19 protein-coding genes are annotated in these 20,342 nt (G+C 45.5%); 11 read left to right on the top strand and 8 right to left on the bottom strand.

Annotation, left to right across the window (positions count from 1 at the left end; translation table 11 throughout):
* The coding region (gene waaF / locus ACTHY5_RS05105; RefSeq protein WP_441877314.1) for a lipopolysaccharide heptosyltransferase II at positions 1–877 on the bottom strand (877 nt) is incomplete at its 3' end.
* 79 nt (positions 878–956) lie between these two features.
* Between waaF and ACTHY5_RS05100 the strand changes: the two genes are divergently transcribed.
* Entirely contained in the window at positions 957–1,610 is a 654-nt protein-coding gene (locus ACTHY5_RS05100) for a DUF1796 family putative cysteine peptidase (RefSeq protein ID WP_441877311.1), read from the top strand.
* Between the two features lie 12 nt (positions 1,611–1,622).
* On the top strand, positions 1,623–2,315 hold the full coding sequence (locus ACTHY5_RS05095; protein WP_441877308.1) for a hypothetical protein: 693 nt from the start codon (positions 1,623–1,625) through the stop codon (positions 2,313–2,315).
* Positions 2,316–2,351: 36 nt separating this feature from the next.
* Here ACTHY5_RS05095 and ACTHY5_RS05090 read toward each other — a convergent pair whose 3' ends face one another.
* The 3 genes from ACTHY5_RS05090 to rfaD all read right to left on the bottom strand — a co-directional run bounded on the left by ACTHY5_RS05090 (position 2,352) and on the right by rfaD (position 5,783).
* A complete protein-coding gene (locus tag ACTHY5_RS05090; protein WP_441877305.1) occupies positions 2,352–2,963 on the bottom strand; it encodes an acyltransferase in 612 nt (203 codons plus the stop codon).
* Positions 2,964–2,990: 27 nt separating this feature from the next.
* Positions 2,991–4,757, bottom strand: a complete 1,767-nt coding sequence (locus ACTHY5_RS05085; protein WP_441877302.1) for a polysaccharide deacetylase family protein — start codon at positions 4,755–4,757, stop codon at positions 2,991–2,993.
* Positions 4,758–4,826: 69 nt separating this feature from the next.
* Entirely contained in the window at positions 4,827–5,783 is a 957-nt protein-coding gene (gene rfaD, locus ACTHY5_RS05080; RefSeq protein WP_441877299.1) for an ADP-glyceromanno-heptose 6-epimerase, read from the bottom strand.
* Between the two features lie 134 nt (positions 5,784–5,917).
* On the opposite strand from rfaD, the gene ACTHY5_RS05075 reads away from it, so the two are divergent.
* The 3 genes from ACTHY5_RS05075 to tdh all read left to right on the top strand — a co-directional run bounded on the left by ACTHY5_RS05075 (position 5,918) and on the right by tdh (position 8,897).
* Positions 5,918–6,574, top strand: a complete 657-nt coding sequence (locus tag ACTHY5_RS05075) for a TetR/AcrR family transcriptional regulator (RefSeq protein WP_441877296.1) — start codon at positions 5,918–5,920, stop codon at positions 6,572–6,574.
* 96 nt (positions 6,575–6,670) lie between these two features.
* Positions 6,671–7,861, top strand: coding sequence for a glycine C-acetyltransferase (locus ACTHY5_RS05070; protein ID WP_441877293.1), 1,191 nt, complete (start codon positions 6,671–6,673; stop codon positions 7,859–7,861).
* Between the two features lie 10 nt (positions 7,862–7,871).
* Positions 7,872–8,897: an L-threonine 3-dehydrogenase gene (gene tdh, locus ACTHY5_RS05065; protein ID WP_441877290.1), complete on the top strand. Its 1,026-nt coding sequence runs from the start codon at positions 7,872–7,874 to the stop codon at positions 8,895–8,897.
* Positions 8,898–8,955: 58 nt separating this feature from the next.
* Here the strand turns inward: tdh and ACTHY5_RS05060 are convergent, their stop codons facing one another.
* Both ACTHY5_RS05060 and ACTHY5_RS05055 read right to left on the bottom strand, forming a co-directional pair.
* Positions 8,956–9,678 (bottom strand): alpha/beta fold hydrolase, encoded by a 723-nt coding sequence (locus ACTHY5_RS05060; RefSeq protein ID WP_441877287.1) that lies wholly within the window; start codon positions 9,676–9,678, stop codon positions 8,956–8,958.
* Positions 9,679–9,834: 156 nt separating this feature from the next.
* A complete protein-coding gene (locus ACTHY5_RS05055; protein WP_441877284.1) occupies positions 9,835–11,895 on the bottom strand; it encodes an autotransporter domain-containing protein in 2,061 nt (686 codons plus the stop codon).
* A gap of 567 nt (positions 11,896–12,462) precedes the next feature.
* Between ACTHY5_RS05055 and glpE the strand changes: the two genes are divergently transcribed.
* Both glpE and glpG read left to right on the top strand, forming a co-directional pair.
* Entirely contained in the window at positions 12,463–12,780 is a 318-nt protein-coding gene (gene glpE / locus ACTHY5_RS05050; RefSeq protein ID WP_441877281.1) for a thiosulfate sulfurtransferase GlpE, read from the top strand.
* Entirely contained in the window at positions 12,780–13,619 is an 840-nt protein-coding gene (gene glpG / locus ACTHY5_RS05045; RefSeq protein WP_441877279.1) for a rhomboid family intramembrane serine protease GlpG, read from the top strand. The genes glpE and glpG overlap by 1 nt, the downstream gene beginning before the upstream one ends.
* 178 nt (positions 13,620–13,797) lie before the next feature.
* On the opposite strand, the gene ACTHY5_RS05040 is transcribed toward glpG, so the two are convergent.
* Positions 13,798–14,190, bottom strand: coding sequence for a flagellar basal body-associated FliL family protein (locus ACTHY5_RS05040; protein ID WP_441877276.1), 393 nt, complete (start codon positions 14,188–14,190; stop codon positions 13,798–13,800).
* A gap of 135 nt (positions 14,191–14,325) precedes the next feature.
* On the opposite strand from ACTHY5_RS05040, the gene ACTHY5_RS05035 reads away from it, so the two are divergent.
* Together ACTHY5_RS05035 and ubiA are read left to right on the top strand one after the other, a co-directional pair.
* Positions 14,326–14,919: a chorismate--pyruvate lyase family protein gene (locus ACTHY5_RS05035; protein WP_441877273.1), complete on the top strand. Its 594-nt coding sequence runs from the start codon at positions 14,326–14,328 to the stop codon at positions 14,917–14,919.
* 39 nt (positions 14,920–14,958) lie between these two features.
* On the top strand, positions 14,959–15,831 hold the full coding sequence (gene ubiA, locus ACTHY5_RS05030) for a 4-hydroxybenzoate octaprenyltransferase (protein ID WP_441877270.1): 873 nt from the start codon (positions 14,959–14,961) through the stop codon (positions 15,829–15,831).
* Between the two features lie 370 nt (positions 15,832–16,201).
* Here the strand turns inward: ubiA and plsB are convergent, their stop codons facing one another.
* Complete coding sequence (gene plsB / locus ACTHY5_RS05025; protein ID WP_441877267.1) at positions 16,202–18,565, bottom strand: glycerol-3-phosphate 1-O-acyltransferase PlsB; 2,364 nt, start codon at positions 18,563–18,565, stop codon at positions 16,202–16,204.
* 227 nt (positions 18,566–18,792) lie between these two features.
* Here plsB and lexA point away from each other — a divergent pair, with 227 nt between their 5' ends.
* Positions 18,793–19,407, top strand: coding sequence for a transcriptional repressor LexA (gene lexA / locus ACTHY5_RS05020; protein ID WP_441877264.1), 615 nt, complete (start codon positions 18,793–18,795; stop codon positions 19,405–19,407).
* Positions 19,408–19,604: 197 nt separating this feature from the next.
* Positions 19,605–20,246 (top strand): SCO family protein, encoded by a 642-nt coding sequence (locus ACTHY5_RS05015; RefSeq protein ID WP_441877261.1) that lies wholly within the window; start codon positions 19,605–19,607, stop codon positions 20,244–20,246.
* The last annotated feature ends 96 nt before the right edge of the window (positions 20,247–20,342 follow it).

The following is a 20,342-nucleotide window of genomic DNA, read 5'->3' as shown; positions in this document are numbered from 1 at the left end:
TGTACTTAGGTGACGTTGAGCCATAGATGGCCACTAACGGGCGCTGCAAAGCGGCCGCGATGTGCATGAGTCCTGAGTCATTCGTCACTACTATGGCACTTAATGCCATAAGGTCAATTGCCTGATGTAATGACGTATTTCCAGCCAATATATGACAATGTTTTTGGTGCTTAGTCTGCAAATAATGACGAATCGCTTCGGCGACGGGAATATCCTTAGCCGAGCCAAATATCCATACCTGCTTACCTTGTTCAATTTGCTGCTTAGCCACTTCAGCATAATGTTGCTCGGGCCAACGCTTAGACGGACCAAACTCGGCGCCTGGGCACAGGCTGACGATCGGTTTTTTTTTGTTGAGTTTTAGCTTAACCAAGGCTTGCTGTTGATTATTTTGATCAATGCGTAATGCCGGCCAAGGTATTGCTGGTATGCAGTGACTGTTTTTCATCTCAAGTTTGGGATAAGCCAAAGCCGCATAACGTTCAACCATAAGCGGAAAGTCAGTCTTGTTACTGCGTAAATCATTCAGCAGACCATAACGAGATTCACCTTTCCAGCCGGTACGCTTTTTAATGCCGGCAAACAGCGGAATCAGCGACGATTTCAATGAGTTAGGCTGCACTATGGCCCAGTCGTAACTCTCGTTTGCCAGCGTGCGGCCAAGGCGAAATCGCTCGCCCAGCTTAAAGTCACCGTGCCCCAGCGGCATTACAATAGCCTTATCGACTTGTGGCATCCGCTCAAGTAGCGTGCAGCACCAAGCTGGAGCCATTACATGCAGCTCAGCATCGGGGTGGCGTTGTTTAAGGCTGATGTACAAACTTTGCGACATCACCATGTCGCCCACCCAAGATGGGCCTATTACTAGTAGTTTCATGATCACTTATCTATCGATGCCAGTCTTCATATAGTAACATAAACTACGGTTAGGGCTGCGACCTATGAGTGAGTGAATAATGATTGGAACAGGTAACCTTGAGCTAAAAAAATTACTGAGTAACAAAGAGTGTGAATTTGTTTCGCTAGGGTATAATTGTGACGTTGCTTATCTTTTAAGATATACAGGGTTAAGAAATAAAGCCTATCCATTTGATTGGTGTATTACACCTAATAATTCAGTGTTAGCGCTGCTGAAAAATCATTTTGAAGATTTCCTTGACATAGAAAATTTATCTTACTCTGAACCACATAATGCTACTTTTTTTGAAGGTGAAGGTAAGCAGATAGTTGAATCAGATAAAGTAGTTGTTAGTGCTTGTTGCAGTCAACATGATATGGTTTTTCCTCATGACTTCCCTAATAGTAATGAAGAAACATATCTAGGCGTTGCTAAAAAATACCAAAAAAGAATATCTAGATTTTTGAGCTTACTCAGTAGTGATAATACGGTGGTGTTTGTAGTCAACTATGATGATAGTTCTGATAATGATGAATTTTCTAACGAGCTTTACTCTTTATTACAGCTAAAATACCCGAATCTTAATTTTTATGTAGTTTCTCTTTGTGAGCTTGATCGGGCGATAAAAAGTTCAACAGTAAAAGTTATTTCAAAGTCGATTAGGAAAAAAGTACAAAGGTTTAATCAGATGTTAAGAAGAATTTCAAGTTAATTATTTGAGGGGATGATGATTTATAAAGCTAAGTTAGGAGAGGTAGATAAAACATTTTTTTGTTTTTTCAATAATAAAATATTCAGAGGTGATAAGTTTTACTTGCTTAAAGATCATACTGGATTTTCAGGAGAGTTATATTTATCACTTGATAAAAAACGATTGTTGAAAATAGAAAAAAACAAATATAGCTTAAAGTTAAATTTTCCTCGTTGGTTTTTTAGAGATTTTTTTAAAAAATTATTTATACTAGGTCTAGATTCAAAAAGAGAGTATAAAGGATACAAAATCGCACGTTCTGCTGGATTGAAAACCCCTGACTTTTACTGCTGGGGGATAAACCCTTGGCTATTAAGTGATATATCGTCTATTTTAATGATTGAATATAAAGAAAATGTGACGCCTGGGTTTACTTATTTAAAGTCATTATCAGAATGTGATCAGAAGATCTTTATTACTAAGCTAGCTAATCAAGCTGTTTCTTTGGCAAGATTCGGTTTTGTTCATAGAGATTTTCATTTAAATAATTTTTTAATTGATAGTGATGATGACATTTATTGGATCGATACCCATTTCAAAAAGTTATCTTTTTTTGATAACTCAAAGAGTAAGCAGCTTATCAATTCATTAGATAATGAAAAGCTTGGAGGTGTAAAAAACAAAGAGATATTTTTAGATGTATTTAAAGAGAATAATCTTTATTAAATGTCCCTTTTTTATATATTGTGAGATGCAGTTAACTTAATGTTCCCACTTTATTTTTCTTTTTATAACTTTGGCGGGAGATCCTGCAGCAATGGATTCACCTTCAATATCTTTAGTAACTATAGAGCCAAAAGCAATAATGCTGCCATCAGCAACATTAACCCCTTTTAATATAGAGGCGTTTGCCGCTATCCACACCTTGTTTCCTATCTTTATATCTTTTGGATGGTTTAATATCTCACCTGAAATGGCATCATAAATAGGATGTCCATCATAAGTCATTATATTTATATCTCGAGAAAGCATACAGTTTTCGCCTATAGCCAGCTTTGTTGATTCTCCCTTAGCTGACAAATAAGCACCACCAATATCAGTATCTTTTCCTATATGTATTAAGCAATTGTTGCCAACAATTTCTAGAGAGCTAAAACTAATATTAGCACCACTTTCAATCTTTATTATATTATTGCTTCCTTTAATGCTAATAGTGCATCGGCGAAACTTACCATTGCCAAGTATGACGAGTTTATTATCCTTTCCAGACAGTTTAATTTTATTCCATATTAGATAAGATTTCGAACTAGTCATAATGCTATTTTTTTTAGTACTTATTTTATTAAGCAATCTTAATATTAATATGTTTTTCATCAGCTTATATCCAGTATATGCAGTACACTATTTATTTTTTCTAAAAGTATAATTCCCTCTTATCTTCCGCCACAGGCCGAATACGTCGGTGCGGGGGAAGATGGCGATGCGGCGAATTTGATATTTGTCTTCGTGCATGGCGAGAGGGCCGCTATTGGTGGCGACGGCAAAGGGATAGCCGAGTTCTTTAGCGAGATCTTTGCTGTCTTGATTATGGCTGCCGAATGGGTAGGCGAACGACATTAGTGGCTCACCGATTAACTGTTCGAGCTGCGCCTTATTTTCTGCTATTTCATAGCGCTGGGCATCTTTGTTGAGTGTATCTAAGTGGGGGTGAGTCAGGGTATGCCCCCCAAACTCCACCAAACCAGAGTCTGCCATTTCTTTAATTTGTGCCGCAGTCATCAGCTCAACCCGTTTTTCGGGGTTATCGGCTTGCTCTACGTCCCAACGATTAAAGGTTTCACCGGTTACCGCATAGATTACCGCTTTAAAATTGTATTTTTTTAACAGTGGAAATAACAGTTCATAATTATCTTTATAACCGTCGTCCACGGTGAGCATAATGTATTTTTGATTCGGGTTTAAACGCTCAGCAACACCTTGCTTGGCGATATCGGCAAAGGTCAGCGTTTGATAACCTAAACGCGTTAGCAGTTTAAAATGCTTTTCTAGCATATCTACCTGCATATAAGTGCCATGTACGCCTTTTTCGCTGTCATCTTTAATAAAGCGATGGTACATAATAATTGGCATTTCGCGCCTGTGTTTATGCACATACACACTTTGATAATCATGCTCTAACTGATCGGTTACGGCGTGCAGATCGTACAGGGCTTTTACTTGGCTAATCAGCTCAGGCTCTGGGTGCTCTGCCTGCAATGCGTGTGCTATACGTTGGGGCAGAATAGTAAAGTCGATATCGAGATCTTTAGGGCCAATATCACCAAAATTACTCGCCATGGCATCAGCTAAGTTCTCTGTGGTAATCAACCCCGGTGCTAATGCCTCACCAATAGCAAAGATAGGCCGCTGCATTAAGATAGCTTCCATCGCCACGCGGCCGGCACCTATCACTAAATCTGATTGAGCGATTAAGGCGGGGACATCTTGCACGTAACCGAGAAACTGAGCTTTTGTTTTAAAACGAGCAAACCGTTCCGGCACTGCTGAGCCAGAGGCGATTTTTACCTGATATTTATCTAAGTCTAAACACTCATCTAATAACCGGTAGCACAGCTCACCTTTGGGGCCTGTTAAACGGCCAATGATGCTAATTACCGGCTTAGTATTAGTGGGTGCCTGAGCGGGCTGATAGTGCTCGGTATTAATACCGTTACGGCCAATACTGATTAGCTCTGGCGCTACCCCTAAACTTTCAATTAATTGCTTGCGCACTGCTTCACATACCGCCAGTGCTTTATCGCCTAGCGCGTGAAATTTTTTGCGCGAGGCATGTACCGGCTGGCGACCATGCACTGTGGTGATCATGGCGGTGCCGGTTAACTTACAGGCCACATAGCAGCTCCAGCTAGAGGCACGACTATGCGCATGCACCAGCTGAATACGGTGCTTTTTAATCAGATAGATTAAATAGCCTACATGCCAAAAACGCCTAGGTATGCTGCGTTTATTAAAGCGCAGCTTAAAAAACTTTCCCAAGTGGGGTTTAGTCAGGGTGTCTGATACATAAAACACCTGATGGTCACGCCGCGTTAGTTCATCACCTACTGTGGTGGCATACACTTCAGCACCCGTCACTTCTAGTTGTGATAATGCCATCAAGATATTCATGTTGTTCTGTTGCTCCTACCCATCTTATTCTTAACTGACAGTTTATGGCTGACCGCTTATAGCTACCTGTTATTTATTCAACCAAGCCATATATTCAGCTGTACCTTCGGCCACGGTTTTAAAGGTGTGGGGATAGCCTGCAGCGCGCAATTTGGTTAAGTCGGCTTGAGTAAAGCTCTGATAGCGACCTTTTAATTGCTCAGGGAAGGGGATGTATTCAATTTCACCTTTGTTATGGTGTTTGATTACCGCTTCAGCAACGTTTTGGAAAGGTTCGGCGTTGCCGGTACCGCAGTTGAAAATACCACTCACTGCTGGATTTTCCCAGAACCACAGATTGACCTTGCATACGTCTGCAACATAAATGAAGTCGCGCATTTGGCCACCATCAGGAAAACCGTCGCAGCCGGCAAATAATTTGGGATTTTCGCCTTTGTGCAGTTGAGTATTAAGGTGATAGGCCACACTCGACATGCCGCCTTTATGTTGCTCGCGGGGGCCGTACACATTGAAGTACTTTAAGCCCACTACTTGAGAGTTAATCTCGGGCATTAAGCGGCGCACATATTGGTCGAACAGTTGCTTAGAGTAGCCGTACACATTGAGTGGCTGCTCATATTGCGGCTCTTCAATAAAGTTGTCGTTACGGCCACCGTAAGTGGCTGCAGAAGAAGCATAAATAAACGGAATTTCACGCTCAATGCAGTAGTGCAGCAGGTCTTTTGAGTACTGATAGTTATTTTCCATCATGAATTTGCCATCCCACTCTGTGGTGGCTGAGCAGGCGCCTTCGTGAAAAATAACCTCAATACCGCTTTCCCACTCTTCAAACTCGTCACCCGAATAAAGGCGTTGTAAAAACTCGTCTTTGTCTAGGTAGTCGGCAATGGTGAGATCAGCTATGTTCACAAACTTAGTGCCATCGGTAAGGTCATCAACCACTACTACGTCGGTGCGTCCTTGGTCGTTGAGGGTTTTGACTATGTTGCTGCCGATAAAGCCGGCGCCGCCAGTTACAATGATCATTGCTGTATGCCTCTTGTGGGCCGGACCTGCTCCGGCAAATAATGCCGTAGAGTTTATCATGTTTAATCGCGAGAAAACTAACTCTGCTGGCTGTGTTATGCTCAAGAAACGATTTAGCGTATTGAGTTATGCCGATGAAAACGAAGGAACGTATCATCTCAGCTGCCCTGTTGCTGTTTAATGAACAAGGCGAGGCCAATGTCACCACTAACCATATTGCCGCTCACCTAGGCATTAGCCCTGGTAATCTTTATTATCACTTTCGTAATAAAAACGACATTATTCACTGCATTTTTCTGCAATATCGCGACCACTTACGCAATAGCTTCACTCCCATTAAAGGGCCGGCTAGCCCTGCGGTATGGGTTCATTATTTAGATGCCATCTTCTACGTAATGTGGGAATTTCGCTTCTTTTATGCCAATTTAAACGATATTTTGCGACGCGATAGTGAATTACACAGTCAATATCTAGCAGTTCAGCAAGAGCTGACGGTTAACTTGCAGTTATTATTGCGCGAGCTTAACCGACAGTGCGTATTGGTGATTCCGGATAATGAAATTGACGAGCTGACCGAGGTGTTGAAAATGCTGGTGTCATTTTGGGTGAGCTATCAGTCGGCGCAATCGCTTAACCCACAAATTAGTCAGTCGGTACTCTATAAAGGAGTGTCTCGCATCTTGTTGGTGCTTAAGCCTTACTTTCACCCCAAGCAAGGGAGTGAACTGACGCAATTGATGGCCCATTATCAGACATTGGCGGCCAAGCCCAGTGATCCTTTTCACAAATAGTGCCTGCTAGTGGAATATAATGTGAACTTTCAGTTATGGTTAAGTAAAATGAACTAGTTAATGCTCATTTAGCCAAATTGATCACGGGAGTTCACTATGTCAGCGGCATTTTATGCTCATTTATCCGAACAGCTAGCACAAACCAAAGCACAAGGGCTCTTTAAGCAAGAGCGCATTATTAGCTCAGCACAAAGTGCGGCTATTACCGTTGGTGAACACGAGGTGATTAACTTTTGTGCCAACAACTACTTGGGGCTGGCTAATCATCCTGAATTGATACAAGCGGCGCAAGACGGGCTCAATAGTCATGGCTTTGGCGTGGCGTCGGTGCGCTTTATTTGCGGTACCCAAGATTTACATAAGCGGTTAGAAGCCGACTTATCTGCTTTTTTAGGCATGGAAGACACCATTCTTTATACCTCTTGCTTTGATGCCAATACCGGCTTATTTGAAACCCTACTTGGCCCCGACGATGCCATTATTTCTGATGCGCTAAACCATGCCTCTATTATTGACGGCGTGCGCTTGTGTAAGGCCAAGCGCTATCGCTATGCCAATAACAATATGGCCGAGTTAGAAGCTCAGTTACAACAAGCACAAGCAGATGGTGCACGGTTTAAGCTGATTGCCACCGACGGTGTGTTTTCGATGGATGGCGTGATTGCCGACCTTAATTCAATTTGTGATTTAGCCGATCGTTATGACGCCATTGTGATGGTGGATGATTCCCATGCGGTGGGTTTTGTCGGCGAGCAAGGCCGCGGCACGCCCGAGTTTTGTGGGGTGATGGACAGAGTAGATATTATTACCGGTACTTTGGGCAAAGCCTTAGGGGGCGCATCTGGGGGTTATACCTCGGGTAAAAAAGAAATGATTGACTGGTTACGCCAGCGTTCACGGCCTTATCTGTTCTCTAACTCAGTGGCGCCGGCCATTGTCTCGGCCTCAATTAAAGTGCTCGATATGCTAAAAAATGGCAGCGATTTGCGAGAAAAAGTGCGGGAAAATAGCCGTTACTTTCGTGAGCAAATGACTCAAGCCGGCTTTACCCTAGGCGGTGCCGATCATGCCATTATTCCGGTTATGCTGGGCGATGCGGCTTTGGCCAGCCAAATGGCCGATAAGCTGCTAGAGCGCGGCATTTATGTGATTGGTTTTTCTTTTCCGGTGGTGCCCAAAGATCAGGCGCGCATTCGTACCCAAATGTCGGCGGCGCATAGCCGTGAGCAATTAGATAAAGCCATTGCGGCTTTTACTGCTGTAGGGCAAGAGCTGGGTGTTATTTAAGGAGAAGAAAATGAAAGCATTAGCAAAATTAAAAGCAGAACCCGGCATTTGGATGACGCAGGTGCCAGAGCCTGAGCTTGGCCACAATGACTTATTAATTAAAATTCGTAAAACCGCTATTTGCGGTACCGATATTCATATTTACAACTGGGATGAATGGTCACAAAACACCATTCCGGTGCCTATGGTGGTGGGCCACGAATATGTCGGCGAAGTGGTAGCTGTGGGCCAAGAAGTGCGCGGCTTTACCATTGGCGATCGGGTGTCGGGTGAGGGCCATATTACCTGTGGTCATTGTCGAAACTGCCGTGCTGGTCGCACCCATTTATGCCGTAATACGGTAGGGGTTGGCGTGAATCGGGCTGGTGCTTTTGCCGAGTACTTAGTGATACCTGCTTTTAATGCCTTTAAGTTACCCGATGAAGTGACCGATGACTTAGCGGCCATTTTTGACCCCTTTGGTAATGCCGTGCATACCGCCTTATCGTTTGATTTGGTGGGTGAGGATGTGCTTATTACCGGTGCTGGCCCCATTGGCATTATGGCGGCTGCCGTGGCACGGCATGTGGGGGCTCGCCATGTGGTGATCACAGACGTTAACGAGTATCGACTCGAATTGGCGCGCAACATGGGGGTTACCCGCGCGGTCAATGTGGCTGAGCAGTCATTAACCGAAGTAATGACCGAGCTTGGCATGACAGAAGGCTTTGATGTGGGACTAGAAATGTCCGGCGTACCCGCAGCCTTTAATGACATGCTGATTAATATGAACCACGGCGGCAAAGTGGCCATGTTAGGCATTCCACCGGCCGATATGGCCATGGATTGGACGCAAGTGATCTTTAAAGGCTTGGTCATTAAAGGCGTATACGGCCGAGAAATGTTTGAAACTTGGTACAAAATGGCCAGTTTAATTCAATCCGGCCTCGATTTAAGCCCCATGATCACGCATCACTTTAAAGTAGATGACTTTCAACAAGGCTTCAACACCATGCGCTCGGGCCAATCGGGCAAAGTCATTCTTGACTGGACCTAACATATAAAAAGGGGTCGGAGTCATTTTTGTGCTTTACGTTAAATGACTCCGACCCCTTTTATTGCTGCCAGTGCTGGGGGAAATTAGCTGGCGGTAGGTGATCGGCAGATATGGTGTGGTAGCTTACATTAGGTATATTTTTTGCAGCTTTGATGAATAAGTGCGCGGGAACACGAGTATCTTTACTGCCAAATATCAGCGTGCGCTGCACGTCAGGCCGCCAAGTGTTAATATTGGCAGGGTTAAGCGAATCAAATAATGGAGTAAAGTTATGTTGCTTTGCCCATACATCTATATCTATGGGGGCAGCATACGTAATAACAGCATTTACCGCAGCTACTTCCTCTGCAATTAATAATGCCAATACCCCTCCTCCAGAATGACCGACCAAGGTCACTTTCATATCTTGGTGTTGATTATCTAGCCACAGACGAAGCCCTTCAGACATGGCGTTTACAACGCGAGTTGAGTAGCGAGAAAAGCTCCATAAAGCTGGATGGCAGACTTCAGAAGGACCCATACGAAAATAGCAAGGGCGACCTAAATAGAGCATGGAGCCGGGTGTAAGAGCAAAGTTTGTAGGAGTAAGTAAGCGAGCAAGCATGGGAATGTTTTTTGGCGTGGGGTCACTTGCAAGTGTACGGCCACCGGCTATCCACGGCTGACCATCACCTTCAATAAATACGGTTGCATGATTCCCTCCGGCACGGCGCTCGGCTGCTGCCAGTATAAAATTTTCTGCTGGTAGTTGTAATGTATTAACACCGAGTGTGTGAGTCACGGGTAAACCTGGCTTATGACTAGTGCAAGCAGTTAGTAGTAAATAAAAACTGCTGATGAGCAATACTAATAAGCCCTTGCTAATATGAGTTAACAAGTAAAGGGAAGGCCGCAGAGCGGACTTCCCTTTTTTGTTATCGTGAGCAAGCATGAATACTTAGAACTGCTGACGGAATTGTAACGTTAGGCTATATTCATCGTATTCGTTGTGGCCAAAAATAGTATCCGTTTGTATAGAAATATTACGATGGTCACCAATTTCTTGCGTTAAGCCAAGGCTAACACGACCGTAGTTGTTGTCTAGTTTTTGTGAGTCTATAGAAAACACCGTATTGGGTGAGGTTGTAAATGCTGAGTTAACGGCAGAGGTGTTACTTTTCAGCTCATGCTCCCAGGTAACAGATGCACTGGCGGTGGTGTTGCTACCTATTTGATAGGCCGTATTTACCCCAAGTTCTGAATTAAGTGATTCTAATCTTGAGTCGCCTACTTGTAATGCAAGCGCATTGCCAGACTCAGTAAAGCCATCAATATCAACATGCTGGTAATTTAAATATGCAAACGGCTGTACCGCAAACTTCTCAGTAACGCTAATATCGTGAAGCAGACCTACAGAGGCAGTCATAATGTCGGCTTTAGTATCAGCATTAACTGTGCCAATAATATTATCACGAGTCATATCAATATCCATATAGCTATAGCCTAGGCTAGCTTCAAGATAAAGATCGGATGCAAGCTGGTGGCTACTATAAAGGGTAAGGCCATAGCTGTCGCTGTCTGTGCCGCCTGCTACATTGTCAAAGTCAGAATCACTTGTAGCATAATGTAGTGCGACACCTGCTTGAGTTTTGTCGTTAAAATACTTATCGACACCGCCTACCAATGAATAAGTAGAACTGTCGTATGCGCCCGCACTATCATTACCAGAAAAGTCACCATTAATGTATTGGCCACGTAAGAAGTACCCAACCCCATTACTGTTATCAGCAGAAGCTGCACCACCCCTTAATTGTTGAGCGGATTCTATTTGACCATTTGATAGCGCTAAGTTGTCACTATAATAATCCATAACATCAATATTAGTAATGTTAGTGCCAGCCTGACGTAACGCTGCTACACGCGCTCTTATTGTTCGCAGGGCTGCTCGGCTGTTACTTAATGCGTTTTGTAGCATTTGACTAACTTGATACTGACTTAGTTGCTTATATTGCTCAGGGCTTGTGATCTGCTTAGCAGCTTGAGACAGTTCAGGGTTTGAGTTGCCTTTAATGGCTGCGCATACTTGGGCCGCTGCGCCACTAGCATCAGCGCAATTAATGCCAATTACTGGGCCACTAGCGGTAATATTGGCCACTAGCTGCGCTAACTCGCCAGATAAAGCGTCAAGTGCTGTGGTGTCGGTATAAACATTACGCAGTGCGTCTATATCAATAACAGTACCACCTGTGCTTAAAGCCAATTCTGTGTAATCAGCTTGGGTTGTGTCGTAGCCTGCAACAAACTGAAAGCCTGTTTTTTTAACAATAGTGCCATCAGACTCTTGTACATAAACAGTGCCGGTTGCAGGGTCGTCTCCTACAACAGCGATCGCTTTATTGCCATCCATATCTAAAAATTGTTGAGATACCACAGCGTGCACAGTGGTTTGAGTACGTTGTAATTCACTTTCAATAAAGGCTTTATCAATCTCCGTCATGCCAGATGGCAAATGATCTGTCTCAAGATTGTTCTTGTCATTATCACGATCTTCATCGGTGATCAGCATAATGGCTTTGCCCACTGACTCACGAAATTCAAAGTTACGAAAAGCATAATCAATAGCGCGATAGCCGTCTTCCGTAGATCCAGATGTCACTAATTCTGGCGTAGTGTTATCAAACTCTTGTGAACTTCCCCAAACCTCATCAGGGTTTCGTTGTAACCAAAAATGACGGTATAGAGCGCTGCCTGTTTCGCGACCGGCTTCGTTAGCTGCCACTTTTTGATTACTACTACCACCAAAGCCAACTAGGCCGTATTGATTAAGAGTGACATTTTGGTTAGTAAGAAACTTATCAAGGTTATCAACATAAGAGCCAATAAACTGGTTGTGCTCACCTGCCATTGAGCCAGATTCATCTATAATAACTGTCATGTCTAACGACGAGAAAGACTGTGCGTGAGCACTACTCATCAATGCCACTGTGGCAGCAATTAAGGTCGGCTTAAAAATATTCATTACTCATTTCCTTTGATAATGGCATGGCAGGTAGCTAAGGGCTTAAAAGCCACCAGTTGATTTTTTATTTATGGCAACAACATTACATGCTAAATATGTTTGTTGTTGGTTAATAAATTTTCAGGAGTATAAGTTATTTAATTAAAAACAGCAACTAAATAAAGATTAAAAATAAAGGTGATAAATAGGTGGATAATAGGGTTGGCTTTATTTTTATAGTGTAACCCAGTCTTTATTTAGCTTTTGAAGCTTAGCTATTTGTTTTTTTTAGAGTGATTGTCTAAATACGGCCATAAAAGCCATTACAATATTTGGCAGGGCTAATAGATATAAAAAGGGGTCGGAGTCCTTTTAGCGCTTTACGTTAAATTACTCCGACCCCTTTTCTGCTTTTCGCAGTGCAGGCCGGTGTGCAGTAAGGGGATAATGGCGCTATTACTGGCTTTGCGGAGAGTCACTGGGCGCAGTGCCCACAAAATGGGGTCGGAGTCATTTTTGTGCTTTACATTAAATGACTCCGACCCCTTTTATGTTTAAACTGGCCTAAATTTATGTAAGGAGTTACCCATGGAGCAGTTTGCCCATATCTCTGTGGCCGAGGCCGATACACTGCTGGCCGAAGGCCAAGCGCGGTTAGTGGATACCCGAGACCCACAGTCGTTTGCCCAAGCGCGCGTTGAGCACTCATTTCACTTAACCAACGATACCCTAGTTGAGTTTACCAATGAGGTGGAATACGACACGCCGATTATTGTGATGTGTTACCACGGTGTTAGCAGCCAAGGGGCGGCTCAATATTTAATTAATCAAGGCTTTGAAGAAGTGTATACCCTAGATGGTGGCTTTGAAGCGTGGCGCCGCACTCAACCTGTGGTGAGTCAGTAATGAAACGGTTGCTGGTACTGGATGACCCAAGGCGTGCGCAGGCCTTGGTCGACTACCTGACGGATCTGGGGTTAAAGTGTGAGCTGACCTTAGATGATGAACACAAGGTGACAATTTGGCTGGTCGATGAGTCTCAGTGGCCCAAAGCTGAACCCGAGATAAAGCGCTTTATTGCCGAGCCTTTGCATCCTAGATATCAGGCGGCAGCATGGCGACAAGGCAATACCGATATACAGTTTGCTAAAGGGGCATCTCAATCGGGTTTACTGAGTACCTTGCTGACGCGCACCGGCCCCATTAACCTGTTGGTGCTGGTCACTTGCTTGCTGGTGTATGGCTTAAGCCATATACATTTCCCCATATTTAAGTGGTTGTCGTTTCCGCCGCAACTTTCATTATTGGTGGGGGCTGATATTTGGCGTGGCTTTACGCCAGCCTTGTTGCACTTTTCGCTAATGCACTTGGTGTTTAATTTGTTTTGGTGGTGGTATTTAGCCAGCCAAGTAGAGCGGCATCGTGGGTCAGGTAAGTTAATTTTATTATTACTGGTGGCGGCATTATTGCCAAATATCATGCAGTTTTTAGTGAGCGGCCCACACTTTGGCGGCTTGTCGGGTGTGGTCTATGCGCTGTTGGCCTATGTATGGCTATCTGGGCGACTGAACCCTGGCGGTGGCATTAGTTTGCCCGACGGCATGGCGGTCATTATGGTGGTATGGCTGGTATTAGGCTTTGCCGGTGTCTTGGGGCCAGTGGCTAACTTAGCGCACTTAGGTGGCGGTATTATTGGCTTAATACAAGCCTGGTTAGATCGCCCCCAGGGTAAAGCTACTGCTTGAGCGGTGCGGTGTGTGGGCAGAGAAAGCCGTACGCTCTACGTTATACGTCGTACGAACCAATCAAACCTATGCTTTTCTTTAACGTACGGCGGTCAGCGTAAAGCGTATGGCTTTCCGTAAGGCGTATAACGTACAGCGTTATTTTCGCGAACAAAGCGCAGCGATATTTGAACCTGTGCTATTGATAAAGAAACTTGGTAAACATTAATCGGCGAATTGGGGTGTCACCGGTTTCTTTTAACAGTAAGTCATTTAGCCTTTCTAGTCCCGCTGTTGCAATTTGGTTACGCACCGCTAACGAGCGAATTTCTTGTCGGTTTTGTTCCGCCAGTAAATTGTTTATTGCGTCTCGTAGCAGGGGAATATGCTGCTCGACCAACGGCATTTTATCGGCACTTTCTAGCATTAAATCGATAGAAACACGAACATACCCCAAGGATTTCCCTGAGTTTTGATAGTTGGTAATAATATCTGGCTCTATGGTGTAATATAAAGGCCCTTGGGGCTCTTCTTCTTGTGCGTGCAGTGTTCCAACAAAAAATAACAGGCACAGAGCGAGTAAGCGAAACATGAATAAGCCTTGCTAGCAAAATAAGTGTGGGTATTGTTTAAACAAACTGTGGGTTGGTCAAGTGAATATGTGTTTTTTTAGAGCAAACTGGCAATTAAATGGCCTACACGGCCAGATGTATGGTGTGTTAACTCTATGAGTTACCCAGCTGATGCTCACTGGAACTGGACCACTAGACTGCCAGACTTGAGGGGTGAAGCTCAAGCCCAACCCAGTCATCATTTATCTCAGTGGCTGCCAGATACTGGCTCGTTAACCGAACGTTTGCGCCAATGTTGCCAGCAATTTCGTGTTCAGTTACTTAATACCGCCCAAGTTAATCTAACTACTGAACAAGCGGCTTGGCTAGGTGTAGAGCGTGCGTATTGCAGAGAAGTAGTGCTGTTATGTGATGAACAGCCTTGGGTGTATGCCAGCTCGTTATATTCACCGGCCGCCCTCAATGCCGTACCTGCCTTGGGTGGGCTAGGGGAGCGCGCCTTGGGGGAGTTATTGTTTGAGCACCCCAAGCTTACGCGCAGTGAGTTTGAATTTGCCAATTTAACTCACTCACACTGGCAGCAATTAGAGAAAGAACACCAAGAGTTAGCTTCTTTGCTATCTGCCGCAACGCCTACGCATAATGCAGCTAACCTATTGTGGGCTAGGCGCTCTTTATTGGCGACCCCTCAGGCTGGCGTATTAGTCAGTGAGCTGTTTTTACCGACTGTTCAGTCTTATCCAAGATGACACCCAAAGTATAATTAAAAAGCGATATAGAGATTTTCAATGACCATAACTCCCACTGCAACTCGCCCGCGTTGGCGCGCCTATATGGCACTATCCAGACTAGATAAACCCATTGGTACCTTACTATTATTGTGGCCCACTTTATGGGCGGTGTGGATTGCGGGCCAGGGTCAGCCATCGCCTTGGGTATTGGTGGTCTTTGTGGTGGGCGTGTTTGCGATGCGCTCAGCCGGCTGTGTAATCAATGATTATGCCGATCGTCATATCGACGGTCATGTTAAGCGCACCGTTGGGCGGCCTTTGCCCACAGGGGAGCTTACCGAGCGCCAAGCATTGGGCTTTTTTGCCTTATTAGTGGCGATTTCTTTTTTACTGGTACTCACCACCAATAGTTTAACCATTAAGCTGTCGGTAGCCGGTTTAGGCTGGGCAGCCTTATATCCATTTATGAAGCGCTACACCCATTTACCGCAATTGTTTTTGGGGATTGCCTTTTCGTGGGCTATTCCTATGGCATTTGCCGCGCAAGGTAATAGTTTGCCTGCAGGGTTGTGGTTATTATTTGCCGCTAACCTAACTTGGACCATTGCCTACGATACCATGTACGCCATGGTTGATCGGGATGACGATTTGAAGATTGGCGTAAAATCAACCGCTATTTTATTTGGAAAGCACGACAAGCTAATAGTGGGACTGTTGCAGCTGACCACCTTACTCCTATTAGTGGCGGCGGGGTTAACCTTTGCCTTAGGCTCGCTATTTTATTGGAGCTTACTAGGCTGTGCGGGCTTATTTGTTTATCAACAACGCCTGATCCGCGACCGCGAGCGCATGCCCTGCTTTAGTGCGTTTTTAAATAACAACTTTGTTGGCATGCTGGTGTTTATCGGCATAGTGCTTACTTTGCTGTAAACAACTAAAGCTGGTGACTGGTGATTAGGGATTAGTGTGCTCCATTCACTTATGCGGTCATTGCGAGCGCAGCGCGGCAATCCATGTTGCAAACAGCGCTGCCCCCACCCCCTAGATTGCCGCGTCGTTCCACTCCTCGCAATGACGAGATAAAAAGGGGTCGGAGTCAATTTAGGGTTTTAAATTAATTGACTCCGACCCCTTTTAGGTTTTCTTTTACGCGGTCATTGCGAGCGCAGCGCGGCAATCCATGTTGCAAACAGTGCTGCACCCACCCCTAGATTGCCGCGTCGTTTCACTCATCGCAATGACGAGATAAAAAGGGGTCGGAGTCAATTTAAAGTGCTAAGTTAAATGACTCCGACCCCTTTTACGACCATTCACCATTCAAACTGCGGCGTACGGCGCTGGGTAGTAGCGGGTAGAGGGCTAAGCGAAGTTGCTCTAATTCATCTTGTTCGGTGTGGCTGTTCTGGCCATAGCCGGCGTCTTCTAATGCGTTAGCTAACATATTAAACAAGGTTTTATCGAATAGCTCGGGGGCTTGAATGCCATGTAACATGGCTAAGTGCTCGGCCAGTTGTTGGCTGCGTGTTTGTAGTTGCTGGCGCGAACTTGCCTCTGGCGCAGGCTCACTGTTTGAAGCCTCTGGTGCGGCTAACGCTGGTGGCTCTGTATTGGCTAAACAGGCTACCACTACACTATAGCGTTGTAACGAGGGCCGAATAATGCGGGCTAATAGCAGTAATTGTAACTGCTGCTGTGGCGCAACCCACCACCCTTGTTGATTAAACTGAATTAACCCCAACTGCGTTAATGTGGCCAGTTGGGTGTTGAGCTGCTCGGGCAGCGCTTCGATAGGCACATTGAGAAATAGCTCGGCTTTTAGCAGTGGGTATACACGCTGTAGGCGGCGTAATAACTCGCTGGTCACTATGCCCTCATGGCGTTCAATTAAGGTGGTGATTAAAGCCGGTAGTGCAAATAAGTGCAGTATATTGTTGCGATAATAGCTTAGTAGCACTGATTGTCGTCGATTAAGGTGAATTATCTCACCTAGGCTTGATGTTTCTAGTTCAAACTTACCTAACTCCATCGCTTGCTCTAACAGCTGCTTACTGTCTTGAGTCGGAATGATCACTTGATCGCTATACGGGCACAGGCGTAAATAATCTAAATACAGCTGTATTTGTTGTTGTAGCTGTTGGCGGGTGAGGGCTTGGCGGTCTGAGGTGAGCAGGGCGGTCGCACTTAGCGTCAGCCCATTTACGGCTGCGGCGGCATTAATGCGCGTCATTACTTCACGCGCTAAGGTGGGCGTGAGTTCGCGTGCGCTACTGCTGGCGTCGGCTTTGCTGCTGAGCCAATCGGCTAAGGGGAGGGGCTCGCCAAAGTTAACAAAGCCTCGGCCAAAATTACGTAACTTACGAACAATGCCGAATAGCTGCCAAGCGTTTTCTTTTTGCTTACTGCCCCCTTGCAGCTCTTTATGATAACTGGCCACTTCCATCACATGCTCATAACCTAAATACACTGGGATCAGCGTAATGGGGCGTGTGTTGTGGTGCATGGCCGCTTCTAGGGTCATAGACAGCATGCCGGGCTTGGCCGGTAGCAAACGTCCTGAGCGTGAGCGTCCTCCTTCGGCAAAGTACTCTACTGCGTAACCTCGTTGAAATAATAAGTTGAGGTATTCACGAAACACTGTGGCGTATAGCTTGTTGTCTTTAAAGGTGCGGCGAATAAAGAAAGCGCCACCGCGGCGAAAGAGCGGACCTGCCGGGAAAAAGTTTAAGTTAATACCCGCCGCAATATGCGGCGGTACCATACCTTGATGATAAATCACGTACGACAGCAATAAATAGTCCATGTGACTGCGATGGCAAGGTAGGTACACTAACTCGTGGCCATCTTGTGCCAGCTGGCGCACGCGCTCGGCACCGGTCACCGACAAGCCACGATATAACTTGTGCCATAGCCAGCCCAACAGTCGATCGCCAAAACGGATCAGTGGGTAAGAGAAGTTAGAGGCAATTTCATTCATATAGGCCTGTGCTTTGCGCCGCGACAGGGCAATATCTTGCTGTTGCTGCTCGCTATGTTCGGCAATCGCCTGTATTACGCCATGGGTTTGCAGTAATTGTGTGAGTAATAATTCTCTATTAGGCAGCTTAGGGCCTGTGGCTGCTAGGCGTTGGCGGCTAAAGTGAATACGGGCAATGCGTGCTAGTTTATGGGCAAGCTTAGGGTCGGTCGCCGAGCGCTCTGTAAGCTCAGGTAATAATAACGGGGCACTAAAGCGCACCCGGTTTTCTCGGCCTTTTAGCAGCACAATTAACGCTTTGCGTAAAGCGTTAGGTGAGCGGCTGCGCGTAATACTGAGTGACGAAGCAGCGTCGCCTTCGCGCCCGGGGGCTCGACCCCAAAATAAGCTCACTGGCACCAGCTGAATGGGCGTTGTACTGTGCTGTTGGGCGTTTAATAACTGATTAAACTCGGCTAAATAAGGGGTTGCGCTGCGGGTGCGACGCGCTAGGCTGGCCGGCTTATCTAAGCAAATGACCCTAGGTTGTGCGGTGTGGTTAATGATTAAGGGCGAAAAGGGGCTGGGTAGTGCTAATTTGGCACAGCACAGCTCTAAGGTAAGTAAGTCTGATATAGAGGCGGTTTTTAAGACATAAACTATGGGTTGTTCAAGATCTATCGCCAGCTCTGCCACAGGGTCGACGGGCAAACTTTTATGCTTTTATGATTAACTAACACAGAAATGATGGGCCGCAGCAGGCGGCGAGCGAAAGCAGAACCAAAAATCATACAGCTAAAACCCCAATATTAATGCGACGGCAAGATTATCAGATCCGACCTCTGCTGTCTTGACTCCCTTAACGTCATATTTTGTACTTGCTCTGCTGATTTTACTGGATATACTGGCAGTTAGCTGTATAAAAAAACAGGTGTATTATGAAAGCCCTTACTCCGCGTCAATCTCAGGTGTTGGACATTGTTAAAGACCATATCCAACAAACCGGTATGCCCCCTACCCGAGCCGAAATTGCTCGTACTCTTGGTTTTAAGTCGGCGAATGCTGCTGAAGAGCACTTAAAAGCCTTGGCTAAAAAGGGCATGATCACCATTATGCCGGGTACCTCTCGCGGTATTCGGCTAGTTGAAGAAGAAGTGTTAGCAGAAGAGGGGTTACCCCTTATTGGCCGTGTTGCTGCCGGCGAGCCGATATTGGCTCAGCAACATATAGAAAGTCACTATCAGCTCGACCCTAGCCTGTTTCACCCCGCGGCCGACTTTTTGTTGCGAGTGCAGGGCATGAGTATGAAAAACATTGGCATTATGGACGGTGACTTATTGGCGGTACACAAAACCCAAGACGTGCGTAATGGCCAAGTGGTGATTGCCCGGCTTGAAGATGAAGTAACGGTAAAACGCTTTCAGCGCAATGGCAGCAAGGTAAGCTTGTTACCAGAAAACGAAGAGCTATCGCCTATTGAAGTCGATTTGCGCCATCAAGAGCTGATTATTGAAGGACTGGCTGTGGGGGTTATCCGCAACGCCGATTTTTAAAGCTCACTCCAGTTAAGGGCTCTGTAGTTACGGCTGTTATTTTGCGGCTTAGCCCTAATTGCCCAATATTGGGGGGCCACCAGCAGAGCCGCGGTAAGTTTAGACCTTCTGCATAAAGCACTCTACAATGCTATGACGCTAACATAGCGCACAGCAGATAGTGGCTAACCTTAAGATGAGCGAGAGACGGGGTAAAAATGACAAAGACAAGCAAATGGATTTGGGGCTTGGCCATTACCTTAGTAGTGGTGGGCTCAATAAGTGGTGGTTTGTGGTATTCAGATAAAAAGAATAACTTAACCGATGCGGTGGTAGTATATGCCGAGCCTCAAGGGCTAGAGGGCTTTACGCTAATGGATGCTAACGAGCAGCCTTTTACCGAGCAACACTTTAAAGATAAATGGAGTTTAGTGTTTGTGGGCTATACCTTTTGCCCTGACATTTGCCCTACTACCTTATCGGACTTAGCGCGGGTGTACCCTGAACTCACCGCCATTACCGATAATATGCAGGTTATATTTGTGTCTGCCGATCCTGCCCGCGATACGCCCAAGCGCTTAAAAACCTATACCGAATATTTTAATCCGCACTTTATTGCCGTTACCGCAGACCATGAACAGTTAATGCCTGCCGTACAGCAGTTAGGGCTTATTTACGGTATTTTCGATCGCGAGGCCACCAACTATTTGGTTGACCATTCGGCTTCCATTGCCTTGGTGAATCCTAAAGGGCAATTGCATGCCTCCTTTAGACCCGACTTTGACGAAGCCAGTGAAATGCCCTTGGTTAATGGCCCCGAGCTGGTAGACAACTTCGCCAGCATAGTCGCCCGCTGGTAGCCAGATTCAATATTGTAGGTACTGCTTTGGGCGGTAAAGAGCAGCTTTTGTACCAATCTACCCCGAGCGTAGGGTCGAATTTATTCGACCTCTTTA

This window comes from Oceanisphaera sp., from assembly GCF_052084945.1.
Classification (GTDB): Bacteria; Pseudomonadota; Gammaproteobacteria; order Enterobacterales; family Aeromonadaceae; genus Oceanimonas.
The sequence above is the reverse complement of the archived record's forward strand: the minus strand, read 5'-3'. Positions and strand labels throughout refer to the sequence as shown.